Source organism: Pseudomonas sp. Leaf129 (assembly GCF_001423465.1).
Classification (GTDB): Bacteria; Pseudomonadota; Gammaproteobacteria; order Pseudomonadales; family Pseudomonadaceae; genus Aquipseudomonas; species Aquipseudomonas coleopterorum.
Window position 1 is genome coordinate 98,071 of the sequence record NZ_LMOC01000001.1, and the last position, 12,493, is coordinate 110,563.

8 protein-coding genes are annotated in these 12,493 nt (G+C 63.4%); 2 read left to right on the forward strand and 6 right to left on the reverse strand.

Annotated features, from left to right (window positions below; genetic code table 11):
• The first annotated feature begins 404 nt into the window (after positions 1-404).
• Entirely contained in the window at positions 405-1,289 is an 885-nt protein-coding gene (locus tag ASF66_RS00445; RefSeq protein ID WP_056842266.1) for a LysR family transcriptional regulator, read from the forward strand.
• 206 nt (positions 1,290-1,495) lie between these two features.
• Here ASF66_RS00445 and ASF66_RS00450 read toward each other — a convergent pair whose 3' ends face one another.
• The 4 genes from ASF66_RS00450 to mexE all read right to left on the reverse strand — a co-directional run bounded on the left by ASF66_RS00450 (position 1,496) and on the right by mexE (position 8,036).
• Positions 1,496-2,065, reverse strand: coding sequence for a GNAT family N-acetyltransferase (locus ASF66_RS00450; protein ID WP_056842267.1), 570 nt, complete (start codon positions 2,063-2,065; stop codon positions 1,496-1,498).
• 140 nt (positions 2,066-2,205) lie between these two features.
• Positions 2,206-3,618, reverse strand: coding sequence for an efflux transporter outer membrane subunit (locus tag ASF66_RS00455; RefSeq protein ID WP_056842268.1), 1,413 nt, complete (start codon positions 3,616-3,618; stop codon positions 2,206-2,208).
• A complete protein-coding gene (locus ASF66_RS00460; protein WP_049859919.1) occupies positions 3,615-6,794 on the reverse strand; it encodes an efflux RND transporter permease subunit in 3,180 nt (1,059 codons plus the stop codon). Before ASF66_RS00460 ends, ASF66_RS00455 begins: the two co-directional genes overlap by 4 nt.
• Before the next feature lie 12 nt (positions 6,795-6,806).
• Positions 6,807-8,036: a multidrug efflux RND transporter periplasmic adaptor subunit MexE gene (gene mexE, locus ASF66_RS00465; protein WP_056842269.1), complete on the reverse strand. Its 1,230-nt coding sequence runs from the start codon at positions 8,034-8,036 to the stop codon at positions 6,807-6,809.
• Between the two features lie 370 nt (positions 8,037-8,406).
• Here mexE and ASF66_RS00470 point away from each other — a divergent pair, with 370 nt between their 5' ends.
• Positions 8,407-9,963, forward strand: a complete 1,557-nt coding sequence (locus tag ASF66_RS00470) for a TerC family protein (RefSeq protein WP_056842270.1) — start codon at positions 8,407-8,409, stop codon at positions 9,961-9,963.
• A gap of 7 nt (positions 9,964-9,970) precedes the next feature.
• Here ASF66_RS00470 and rarD read toward each other — a convergent pair whose 3' ends face one another.
• Positions 9,971-10,855, reverse strand: a complete 885-nt coding sequence (rarD, locus tag ASF66_RS00475) for an EamA family transporter RarD (protein ID WP_056842271.1) — start codon at positions 10,853-10,855, stop codon at positions 9,971-9,973.
• Positions 10,856-10,946: 91 nt separating this feature from the next.
• Entirely contained in the window at positions 10,947-12,482 is a 1,536-nt protein-coding gene (locus tag ASF66_RS00480) for an EAL domain-containing protein (RefSeq protein WP_056842272.1), read from the reverse strand.
• Positions 12,483-12,493: the final 11 nt, after the last annotated feature.

Below are 12,493 nucleotides of genomic sequence, written 5' to 3' on the forward strand. Positions count from 1 at the left end.
CGACGGTGGGCTTCAGCGCCGGACTAAAGGGTGTGACTGTGCAACCGGGAGCAGGTTCGCCCGCTGATCGAAATCCTTGCGCCTGATGCGCTGTATCACCCTTTCTCTTGCTCGTTTTTCCAGGCCCACCGCGGTGCCCGCTGACGCGGCTCGCGCCGCTGCTACAGGGTTTCTTGCAGTGTTCCGGGGCCACGGAGTGCAGGAGTGCCAATGGACTGTGCACGGACGCGGATTGCAACGGTGCCAATGCGGTGTGCCCGGACGCGGATTGCTATGGTGCCACTGCGATGTTCCCACAGGCGCAATGCGGTCCCTGTAGCAGCGGCGCGAGCCGCGTCCGGGAGCACAGCAGTTGTATGGGCACAGCGCCTGACCCACAATGCATTGTCAACCGAGGAGTGACGATGAACGCGTTCGAAGACATGCGGCTTTTCGTTCAGGTGCTGGACTCGCGCAGCTTCACGGCTGCCGCCGAGCAATTGGGGGTTTCCAAGCAATACATCAGTCGCCGGTTGATGCAGTTGGAAAACCGTCTGGGCGCACGCCTGCTCAATCGTTCCACGCGCCGCCTGGACGTCACGGCCCTGGGCCAGAGCTATTACGACTCTGCCGTGCGTCTGCTGGCTGAAGTGGAACAGGTCGAACAGGGCATTGCTGGCCAGGCCGCCGAACCCCGCGGCACGTTGCGGGTGAGTGCGCCGCTGTCCTTCGCCATGGCGCAATTGAGCGCGCTCATGCCTCGATTCCTGCAACGCTACCCTCAGGTCCAAGTCGAAATCGACCTCAGCGATCGCCCCGTTGACCTGCTCGGCGAAGGCTACGATCTGGTCCTGCGCATTGGCACGCTGGAAGACTCGTCGCTGATCGCCCGCCGAATCGCTTCCATCGCCCGCGTGTACTGCGCAAGCCCGGACTATCTGGCTACGCGTGGCCGACCCACCACGCCCCAGGAACTGACCACCCACGACTGTCTGCCCTACGGCCACGCGCGCCAGGTGCAATGGCGCTTCGAAATGGGGGGCAAGCCATTGGTAATCGGTGTGAGCGGGCGCATGCGCGCCAATAACGGCGAATTACTGTGCGAGGCAGCGGTGGCCGGCATGGGAATCGCTTACCTGCCCCGATTCATCGTTCAACACGCACTGGCATCGGGGCAACTGCAAACCGTACTGGATGAGTTCGTCACCGAGCCTTTGGCGCTCTCGGCCGTGTATCCGCAGCATCGGCAAACGTCACGACCGGTGCAGGTCCTGGTCGACTTCCTGCGCGAGCATTTGAGCAATCTGTGAGCATGGCCCGCCGAATGCGAGCAGCACTCAAACGTGGCTCAGCGCAATTCCGAACGAAACGACGATCATGCAGCACAGGGTCAGGTTGATATTCATCGGTACAAATCCTAGGGGAAATAATGGGACCTATAGTGCTGATCCCGCCCCCTCAGGAAAAATTCCGTTTTTCGATAGCGATCATCGACTTCCGTGATGCAAGTAACGATTCAGCCTCTGCGCCGCGGACGGGACACCACCGACTCGATGTTCTTGCGCCCGATCAATCGAGTCGGTGCTGCGGGCTCTTCGGCCAGCCACTTGTACATCACCAGGCAATCGACCAGCCCGAGATGAGCATGCCGATAGGCGCGCGGCAGGCGCCCCACGGTGTCGAACCCCAGCTTGTGCCACAAGGCCACCGCCACTTCGTTACTGGCCACCACCGAATTGAACTGCATGGCCAGAAAACCGCTGTCGCGCGCCACCTGCTGCGAGTGCTCGCACATCAGCCGCGCCACGCCTCGACCGCGCGCCGCTTCGCTGACCATGTAGCCGCAGTTGCAGACGTGGTTGCCGGGACCCGCCGCGTTGGCCTTGAGGTAGTAACTGCCGAGCAACTGACCCTGTTCATCTTCGGCAACGAAAGTGTGCAGGGGCACCGTCAACCAGGTGTGTTCGGCAGCTTCGCGGTCCATGGCCGGATCGTAGGCGTACGTCTGCTGGCCCTGAACCACCGCGTCGAAGGTGGGCCAGAAACGGTCGAAATCGGAAGAGGTCATGGGGCGAATGGTGATCATGGGGCGCTCGCTGCGGATCGGGATCGGCTGCCGAAGACGGTCGCCTGGCACGCACGCCCGGCAACCGCCCCGAGTGACCGGGACGGCGCCTATCCTACCATCCGCCGCAGGCTTTGCAGCCGCAGCACTGGCGCCGATGGCTATCGCTGTGCCAGCGTATCGGGCTGCCAGCCACCGCCCAGTGCTTTGTAGATCGCAACGATGCCGCGATACAACTCGGTTTCACCCTGGGCCTGGGCGTCTTCGGCGCTCAAGCGTTCGCGCTCGGCGTCGAGCAGCACCAGGTAATCCGCCGTGCCCTCGCGGTACTGGATCGAGGCCAGCGCTGCCGCCGCGCGACTCGACTCGCTCTGGCGCATCAAGGCCTGCACGCGCTGCTGGCGTTTGCCGTAGTCACTGAAGGCATTTTCCGACTCTTCCAGCGCCAGCAACACATCCTGTTCATAGCTGGCCAGCGCGCCTTCGGCATCGGCGTTGGCTGCACGGATCTGCGCGCGCACGCTGCCCAAGTCGAACGCGGCCCAAGTGATGCTTGGCCCCAGTCCCCAGGCATTGGCGGCGGACGAGCCGATCTGCGAACCGCGGGCCGCCGTGAAGCCCAGGAAACCGCTGAGGCTGACCCGTGGAAACAGATCGGCCGTGGCCACGCCGATCTGCGCGGTGGAGGCGGCCAGTCGCCGTTCGGCACTGCGGATGTCCGGTCGGCGCCGCAGCAATTGGGTCGGATCGCCGATCGGCAAGGCCTTGGCAATGGCCGGCAACTGCGCCGGGCTCAGGTCCACACTCAATTGGTCCGGCCGCTGGCCGAGCAGGGTAGCGATGCGGTTGCGCGCACGCACCTGTTCGGCTTGCAACTGCGGCACGGTCGCCTCGACTGCCGCGAGCCGCGCGTCGGCCCGCACCACGTCCAGTTGATTACCCACACCGGCTTCCTGCAGGCTGCGGGTGATACCCCGCGAATCCTGCTGGTTCTTCAGGTTGGCCAGGGCGATCTTCTCGCGCAGTTGCGCGCCCCGCAGTTGCCCGTAGGCATCCACCAGGTCGGCGATCAGGGTGACCTGCAACTGCTGCAGGTCGGCCGCCGCTTCGCCTTGCTGCGCGTCACTGACCTCCAACTGACGCTGGATGCGCCCGAACAGGTCGATTTCCCAGGCCATGTCCAGGCCCAGGTCGTAGCGCTCGGTATTGACCCGGTCGCTGGTCTGGCCGGGAATCTGGCTCTTGCCGATCTCGCTGCTGGCGCGGCTGGTCACCACCGGGAAGCGATCGTTGGCCACATCGTCGCGGATGGCCCGAGCCGCCTTGAGGCGGGCGAAGGCCACCCGCAGCTCGCGGTTGCCCTGCAGCGATTCGTTGACCAGGCGGTTGAGGGTCGGGTCGTCGAACTGCTGCCACCACACCGCATCGAACGGGTCGGCGCGGTAGTAGCGAGTGTCCTGGGCCGCCGCCACGCTCGCCTGCAGATCCTGCGGCGCGCGATAGTCCGGACCCACCGCGCAAGCGGCCAGGGCCAGCACCAGCAAGCTGGGCAGTAGGGGTTTCAAATGACTCATGGTTGTACCTCAAGCGTGAGCGCACGATCCGCCTTGCGGGCCTCGCGACGCTCGACATGGCGACGGATCAGCACGAAGAACACCGGTGTCAGCAGCAAGCCGAAGAAGGTCACCCCCAACATGCCGGAGAACACCGCCACGCCCATGGCATGACGCATCTCGGCGCCGGCGCCGGACGACAGCACCAGAGGCACCACGCCCATGATGAAGGCGAACGAAGTCATCAGGATCGGCCGCAGCCGCAAGCGGCATGCTTCCAATACGGCGGCCAGCGGATCCAGGCCTTCCTCCTGTTTGTCCTTGGCGAACTCGACGATCAGAATGGCGTTCTTGCACGCCAGCCCGACCAGCACGATCAAGCCGATCTGGGTGAAGATGTTGTTGTCGCTGCCCGCGATCATCACCCCGGCAATCGCCGAGAGCAGGGTCATGGGCACGATCAGGATCACCGCCAGCGGCAGGCTCCAGCTTTCGTACTGTGCGGCCAGCACCAGGAAGGCCAGCAGCACGCACAGCGGAAACACGAACAGCGCGGTGTTGCCCGCCAGAATCTGCTGGTAGGTCAGCTCGGTCCATTCATAGGCCATGCCGTTGGGCAACTCTTCCTTGAGCAGCTTCTCCACCGCCGCCTGGGCCTGGCCCGAGCTGTAGCCCGGCGCTGCGGCACCGTTGATCTCGGCCGTGACGAAACCGTTGTAATGCATCACCCGGTCCGGGCCGGCGGTGTCGCTGACCTTGATGAAGGTCGCCAGCGGGATCATCTCGCCCCGATCGTTGCGCACCTTGAGCTGGCCGATCTGCTCGGCTTCCAGGCGGAACTGCTGCTCGGCCTGGACGTTGACCTGATAGGTGCGCCCGAAGCGGTTGAAGTCGTTGGCATACAGCGAGCCCAGGTACACCTGCAGGGTGTCGAAGATATCGCTGATGGCCACGCCGTGCGTCTTGGCTTTTTCCCGGTCGATCGCTGCATCCACCTGAGGCACGTTCACCGTGTAGCTGGTGAACAGCCCGGCCAGCTCCGGCACGCTGCGACTCTTGGCGATGATGTTCTGGGTCTGCTTGTACAACTCGTCATAGCCCAGGTTGCCGCGGTCTTCGATCTGCAGGCGGAAGCCGCCGATGGTGCCCAGGCCCATCACCGGTGGCGGTGGGAAGATCGCCATGTAGGCGTCCTGGATACCGGCGAACTTGCCGTTGAGCTCGGCGGCGATGGCGTTGGCCGACAGGCTGGCGTCCTTGCGCTGATCGAAGTCCTTGAGCGCCACGAAGACGATGCCGTTATTGGGGCTGTTGGTGAAGCCGTTGATCGACAGCCCCGGGAAGGCGATGGCGTTCTCAACGCCGGGCTGCTTCAAGGCGATGTCCGACATGCGCTTGATCACATCTTCGGTGCGGTCCAGGCTGGCGGCGTCCGGCAACTGGGCGAAGGCGACCAGGTACTGCTTGTCCTGCGAAGGCACGAAGCCGGTCGGCGTGTTGGCGAAACCGAACCAGGTCAGCACCATGAAGCCTGCGTACAGCAGCATGGCGATACCGCTGCTGCGGATCACCCGCGCGACGGTGCCGACATAGCCATGGCTGGCCTTTTCGAAGAAGCGGTTGAAGGGCCGGAACAGCCAGCCACCCAGCAGCTTGTCGAGGAACCGGGAGAAACGGTCCTTGGGCGCGTCGTGCCCCTTTAGCAGCACCGCCGCCAGTGCCGGCGACAAGGTCAGCGAGTTGAACGCCGAAATGACCGTGGATATGGCGATGGTCAGGGCGAACTGCTTGTAGAACTGCCCGGTGAGGCCGGAAATGAACGCTGCCGGCACGAAGACCGCGCACAGCACCAGGGCCGTGGCGATGATCGGCCCGGTGACCTCGCGCATGGCCCGCTCGGTGGCGGCCACCGGCTCCAGTCCCAGCTCGATGTTTCGCTCGACGTTCTCCACCACCACGATGGCGTCGTCCACCACGATGCCGATGGCCAGCACCAGACCGAACAGCGACAGCGCGTTGAGCGAGAAGCCGAACATGTGCATCACCGCGAAGGTGCCGATCAGCGACACCGGTACCGCCACCAGCGGAATGATCGACGCCCGCCAGGTCTGCAGGAACAGGATCACCACCAGCACGACCAGGATCAGCGCTTCGAACAGGGTATGCACCACCGCTTCGATCGAACCGCGCACGAAAATGGTCGGGTCGTAGACGATGCTGTAGTCCATGCCTTCAGGGAACGACTGTTTCAGTTCGGCCATCTTGGCCCGAACCTGATTGGACACGTCGATGGCATTGGAGCCGGGCCGCTGGAAGATCGGCAGGGCCACTGCCGGCTGGTTGTTGAGCAGCGAGCGCAGCGCGTACTGGCTGGAGCCCAGCTCCACCCGGGCGATGTCCTTGAGGCGGGTGATTTCACCGTCGTCGGCGGCGCGCACGACGATGTTCTCGAACTCTTCCTCGGTGACCAGGCGGCCCTGGGTGTTGACCGACAGCTGGAAACTGCTGGCATTGGGCGCAGGCGGGGCGCCCAGTTGGCCGGCAGCGACCTGGCGGTTCTGTTCGCGAATGGCGGTGACCACGTCGGTGGCCGTCAGGTTGCGCGACGCGGTCTTGTTAGGGTCCAGCCAGACACGCAGCGAATAGTCGCCCATGCCGAACAGCTGCACGTCGCCGATGCCGTTGAGCCTGGCCAGTTCGTCCTTGATGTTCAAGGTGGCGTAGTTAGACAGGTAGAGCATGTCGTAGCGCTGGTCCGGGGAGGTCAGGTGGACCACCATGGTCAGGTCCGGCGAGGCCTTGTCCACGGTGATGCCGATCCGGGTCACCTCTTCAGGCAACTTGGGCTGGGTCCGCGTCACACGGTTCTGCACTTGCACCTGGGCGTTGTCCAGGTCGGTGCCCAGAGCGAAGGTCAGGGTCAGGGTCAGCTTGCCGTCTGCGGTGGACTGCGAGGACATGTACAGCATGTTCTCTACACCGGTGATGGCCTGCTCCAGAGGCGCGGCCACCGTTTCACCGATGACCTTGGGGTTGGCACCGGGGAAACTGGCACGCACCACCACGGTCGGTGGCACCACTTCGGGGTACTCGCTGATCGGCAGCTGGAACAGCGAGATGGCGCCGGCGATCAAGATGATCAGCGACAGCACGGCGGCGAAGATCGGCCGCTTGATGAAGAATTGAGAGAAGTTCATCGCAGTGATCTCTTAACCGCGTGGAGTCGAAACGCTGGCAACCTTGACCGGCGTTGCGGGCGTGTTGCTGGCTTCCAGGGCCTGGCGCTGTTCGGCCAGGGCGGCGAGGGTAGCGGGGCTGGCCATCTGGGCAACCTCGGGATCGACCTGGGCACCGGGCCGGACGCGCTGCAGGCCATTGATGACGATGCGGTCACCCTTGTTCAGGCCGCTGCGCACGATGCGCAGGCCTTCCAATTTGGGCCCCAGCTCGATGCTGCGGTAGGCGGCCTTGTTGTCCGGGTCCATCACCAGCACGAATTTCTTGCCCAGGTCGGTGCCTACCGCTTCGTCCTTGATCAGCACGGCTGAGTAGGTGGCGCTGCCCACCAGCTTCAGCCGGGCGTACAAACCAGGGGTGAAACTGCCGTCCTTGTTGTCGAACACCGCGCGACCGCGGATGGTGCCGGTCTTGGGGTTGACCTGGTTGTCGACGAAATTCATGTGCCCCAGGTGCGGGTTGCCGGGCTCGTTGGAGAGGCCCAGGTAGACCGGGGTGGTCTGGCCACGCTGGCCTTGCCGGGCCAGTTGGGTGTACTTGAGGTACACGCGCTCGTCGGCGTCGAAGTAGGCGTACACCTTGTCGGTGGAAACCACACTGGTCAGCGGCGTCACATCGGCGGTGACGATATTGCCGGCGGTGATCTCGGCGCGGCTGACGCGGCCGCTGATCGGCGCTGTCACGCGGGTGAAGCTCAGGTTCAGGCGGGCCAGGTCCAGCTGCGCCTGGATACCGGCCAGCGCGGCGCGCGATTCCTGCGCGGCGCTGCTGCGGGTTTCGGCCAGCTCGGCGGAGATGGCGTTGCTCGCCTGCAGGCGCTGACCGCGCTGGGCTTCGTTGTCGCTGCGCACGGAGTTGGCGCGGGCCTGTTGCAATTGTGCTTCCAGGCGCCGCACTTCGGCCTGAAACGGCCGCGGATCGATCTGGAACAGCAGGTCGCCCTTGTTCACCAGGGCGCCCTCGGTGAAGGCTACCTGGTCAATCTGGCCCGACACGCGTGGACGGATCTCGACGGTTTCCGGCGCTTCCAGGCGTCCGGTGAACTCGTCCCATTCATTGACCGGCTGTTCCAGCACCTGAGCCACGGTGACCTTGGGAGCAGGCGGGGCCTGGGCAACGTTCGGCGTTTTGCCGCAGGCGCTGATCACCATCAGCGCAAGGGCCGCCAAAGGGAAACGCAACGGAGTGAGTGACTGGTGCATGTGCAGATCCGCCAAGTGAGTTAAGGGAGCATTAACGATGGGGCGGATGATGCGGCGCGGGCGCGACCATCGACGAATCGAATGGTTCGAAGGTAACTATCAGCGTGAATGATGAACACCGCACCAAGTGCTTGATTTTCAGGTAGATACTAAGCTTGCTATCGATCTCATCGATAGAAGCGCGACGGCGGCTTCGGCGGTGACGGCACAGGTATACAATCTTTGAAATACTTTCCCACTGTAGGAATTTGTTCTGGCAGCGGTAGGATCAGATTCCGAAACTACTCAAGACCTCTATGAACCCCCTCCCGGAACCTTGCAGTCCCGCGCTTCCCGCAACATCCTTCCCCTGCCTGACGAGTAACCTTCCATGGAATGGCTAGCCGACCCCACGGCCTGGCTCGGCCTGGCGACCCTGATCGTCCTGGAACTGGTTCTGGGCATCGACAACCTGGTGTTCATCGCGATTCTCGCCGACAAGCTGCCGCCCCATCAGCGCGATCGCGCGCGGGTGATCGGCCTGTCCCTGGCGTTGATCATGCGTCTGGGCCTGCTGGCCAGTATTTCCTGGATGGTGACCCTGACCGAGCCCTTGTTCGAAGTGTTCGGCAAGACGTTCTCCGGGCGTGACCTGATCATGCTGTTCGGCGGTGTCTTCCTGCTGTTCAAGGCCACCATGGAGTTGCACGAACGGCTCGAAGGGCATGTCGCTCAGCGCGCTGGGGTCAAGACCTACGCGCTGTTCTGGCCGATCGTTGCGCAGATCGTCGTGCTCGATGCGGTGTTCTCCCTGGATGCGGTCATCACCGCCGTGGGCATGGTGGATGAACTGTCGATCATGATGATCGCGGTGATCTTCTCCATCGGCCTGATGATCGTCGCCAGCAAGCCGTTGACCCGTTTCGTCAACAGCCACCCGACGGTGATCATGCTGTGCCTGGGCTTCCTGATGATGATCGGCTTCGCGCTGACCGCCGAAGGCCTGGGCTTCCACATTCCCAAGGGCTACCTGTACGCCGCGATCGGTTTCTCGATCCTGATCGAGGTGTTCAACCAGATCGCGCGGGCACGGCGCAAACACAAGCACCAGGACCGACCGATGCGCGAGCGCACCGCCCACGCCGTGTTGCGCCTGCTCGGCGGTCGCCGTCCGGCCAGCGAAGCCATGGATGAGGAAATCGAAGACCTGGTAGGGGAGGAGCCGAGCGAAGCGCTGTTCGACAGACGTGAGCGGGTGATGATCAGCGGGGTACTGAACCTGGCCGAAAAGCCGATCCGCAGCATCATGACCGTGCGTGCCCAGGTCGACTGTCTGGATTTGGACGCGTCGCGGGAAGTCACCGAGCAGACCCTGATGCAGTCGTCCTACTCACGCCTGCCATTGATCGCTCAGGGTCAGGTCGACGAGCCGCTGGGTTTCGTCCACAAGAAAGAGCTGCTCAAGCAACTGCTGGCCGGTGAGGCACCGGACCTGGCCAGCCTGGCGCGCCAGCCGATCAACCTGCTCGAAAGCTTCAGCATTCTCAATGCTTTGGAGCAGATGCGCGCGCAGTCCACGCACATCGCCTTCGTGGTCAACGAGTTCGGCGGGTTCATCGGTATCCTGACCATGACCGACATTCTCGAATCGATCGCAGGCGAGCTGCCCGACGCCAGCGAAGTGCAGGCGCCGGACATCGTCGAGCAGGATGATGGCTATCGCGTCAGCGCGGCGCTGGACCTCAGGCAGATCCAGACGCGCATCGGTTTCGATGCGCCGCCGACCAACGACTACCAGACCCTGGCGGGCATGGTCATGAGCCTGCTCGACCGTTTGCCCAAACAAGGCGACACCTTGCAATGGGAGCAATGGACCCTGACCGTGCTGGCCGTCGAGGAGCGTAGGGTCAAGCAGGTGCTCCTGCGCAAGCAGACAGTAGACGTCTAGCGCGGTATCACACCGCGCGACGCGAGCGGGCCAGATGCTTGGCCCCCTCGAACATCAACACCAGCACCGCCAGCCAGATCGGCAAGTAGGTCAGCCACTGGTCTGGCGCGATGCTCTCGCCCAGCAACAGCGCCACACCCACCAACAACACCGGCTCCACATAACTGAGCAGCCCGAACAGGCTGAACGGCAGCAAGCGGCTGGCCATCACGTAACAGATCAATGCCGAGGCGCTGATCACCCCCAGAATCGGGATCAGCACGTACAGCAGCGGCCGTGCGTCCATATCCGCCGATGACAGATGCCCTTGCACGATGAACAACAGCGCCGCCGGCAGCATCAGGCACATGTCCGTCCACAACCCGCCCAGGTGATCGTTGAGGCACGCGCGGCGCAGCACGAAATAAACCGGGTAGCCGGCCGCCACCAGCAGTGTTTCCCAGGCGAAGCGGCCATGCTGGAACAATTCGTGGCCTACACCACAGGCGGCGCAGAGCACCGCCAGTTTCTGCAGATGCGAAAGCTGTTCGCCATACACCAGACGGCCGGTCAGTACCATGGTCAGCGGCAGCAGGAAATACCCCAACGACACTTCCAGGCTACGCCCGTGCAGTGGTGCCCACAGAAACAGCCACAACTGCACACCCATCAACGCCGAAGTCCCGATTGAACCGAGCAACAGTACCGGGCGCTGGGCAATGCGACGCCAGACCTTGCCGATCAGCGGCAGATCGCCGCTGAGCCACATGAACAGGGTCACGCAGGGCAGGGTCAGCAGCATGCGCCAGCCGAACATCTCTTCGCCGCTCAGGGGCGCCAGCAACGAGGTATAGAAATACATCACGGCGAACAAGGTCGACGCCGTGACGGATGTGATGATGCCTTTGGACAAGGGGAGCCTCGAAACGCAAAAACCTGACTGAGCCGACAATGATCTCAGGCAGCCGAGCAGGGTACAACCTGTGCGTTCAGAGGCCGTGCTTTCAACCCTGCCGCAGCGCTCGCTCGAAATCCGTCGGCGGCATGGGTCGGGCGAACAGATACCCTTGCAGGTACTTCACATCGCGTGCCGCCAGATAGGCGCGTTGCTCCTCGGTTTCCACGCCTTCGGCCACCACTTGCAGGCCGAGCTTGGCCGACAGCTCGATGATGCTGTCCAGCACATGCCGCGAAAGGGTGTTGACGCCGATCATGGCCACGAAGCTCTGGTCGATCTTGAGGAGGTCGACCTTGAATTGCTGCAGATAGCTCAGGCTCGACTGACCGGTACCGAAATCGTCGATCGCAATGCTCACGCCCAGTCCACGCAGACGGTCGAACAGCCCGTGGATCTCGGCGCAGGGCTGGATCAGCTCACGTTCGGTCAGCTCCAGGGTCAAGGCGATCCGGCCTTGCGGAAAAGCATCGAGGAATGCCTTGCAGTCGTCGAACAACGCCGGGTCCTGGCAATGCCGCGCGGTGACATTGATGCCGACGTGGAAACCCTCCGGCAGGTGATCCAGGCAGGCCGCCAGTTGGTGCGCCGTGCGCTTCATCAGCAGACGGGTCATGGGCACGATCAATCCACAGTCTTCGGCATAGGGGATGAACAAATCCGGACGGACCAGGCCTTCACGCGGATGCTGCCAGCGCATCAACACCTCCACACCGGCCCAGGTGCCACCCTGGCTGAGCACGATGGGCTGGAAGAAGGGCACGAACTCCCCTGCATCCAGGGCGCGTTGCAGTTCCTGGTAGCGCGAGGGGGAGCGGCTCATGGCCCACCGGCAGAGCCCACCGGCAACCGCCGCGATCAGCAGCAGCAGGGCGAACATCCCGATGTACTGTTCACGAATCATGGTCCAGCGGGCCCCGGCCGGGAAGCCACTGACGACGCTGAACGGATAACGCGCAGACTTAAGCTGCGTGTGGGCCACCGCCGACACGGGTGCAGTGCCTTGATGAACCTTGCCATTGGCCTCGATCCAGTTCGGACCCACCTGCAGGGTGATCGCGTTGGCCGAGCCCATCATTCGCAAGGCGTTGGACAAGTGATAGCCGTCGACGGTGCTCAATACGCTGGCGTGGCCACGGGTGGCACGGTAGATCAACAAGCCGCGGTCAGGTGTCACCGGATTGCCCGCCAGCAGCCACAACTGTCCATCGACGTAGTCGAGCGGGTCCACTGCTTCGCTGACGTCGCCGGACAGCGAGCTGCAATACAGTGTGCCGGCGTCGATCAGGTTCACCGAGCGCACGAAGGGCCGCCGGGTGACCTGATCGAGCAGGGCCGGTTGCACTTGAGCGCACGGTTGGCCGGACAGCGGCAGGACTGCATCGGCGGCTGCCGCAACGTTGTCGAGGATAAGTTCGAATTGCTCGATCGCCAGTTGACTGGTGCGCACAGCCGCCGAGTTCAGCGAACGGTCGGCTTCCCAGCTCAAAATGAGCGCGCCGCAGACCAATGGCACCGCTGCCGCTACCCAGGGCAGCAGCAGACGCGAATATCGGCGTTTGGAAGCGGCGAGTTGCAACGGCATGAAGGCGACAA

Excerpts from the sequence above, each read along its gene's own strand:
- ASF66_RS00480 (WP_056842272.1), bottom strand. The coding sequence starts at position 12,482 with ATGCCGTTGCAACTCGCCGCTTCCAAACGCCGATATTCGCGTCTGCTG.
- ASF66_RS00460 (WP_049859919.1), bottom strand. The coding sequence starts at position 6,794 with ATGAACTTCTCTCAATTCTTCATCAAGCGGCCGATCTTCGCCGCCGTG.
- ASF66_RS00445 (WP_056842266.1), top strand. The coding sequence starts at position 405 with ATGAACGCGTTCGAAGACATGCGGCTTTTCGTTCAGGTGCTGGACTCG.
- ASF66_RS00450 (WP_056842267.1), bottom strand. The coding sequence starts at position 2,065 with ATGATCACCATTCGCCCCATGACCTCTTCCGATTTCGACCGTTTCTGG.
- ASF66_RS00470 (WP_056842270.1), top strand. The coding sequence starts at position 8,407 with ATGGAATGGCTAGCCGACCCCACGGCCTGGCTCGGCCTGGCGACCCTG.
- mexE (WP_056842269.1), bottom strand. The coding sequence starts at position 8,036 with ATGCACCAGTCACTCACTCCGTTGCGTTTCCCTTTGGCGGCCCTTGCG.
- ASF66_RS00455 (WP_056842268.1), bottom strand. The coding sequence starts at position 3,618 with ATGAGTCATTTGAAACCCCTACTGCCCAGCTTGCTGGTGCTGGCCCTG.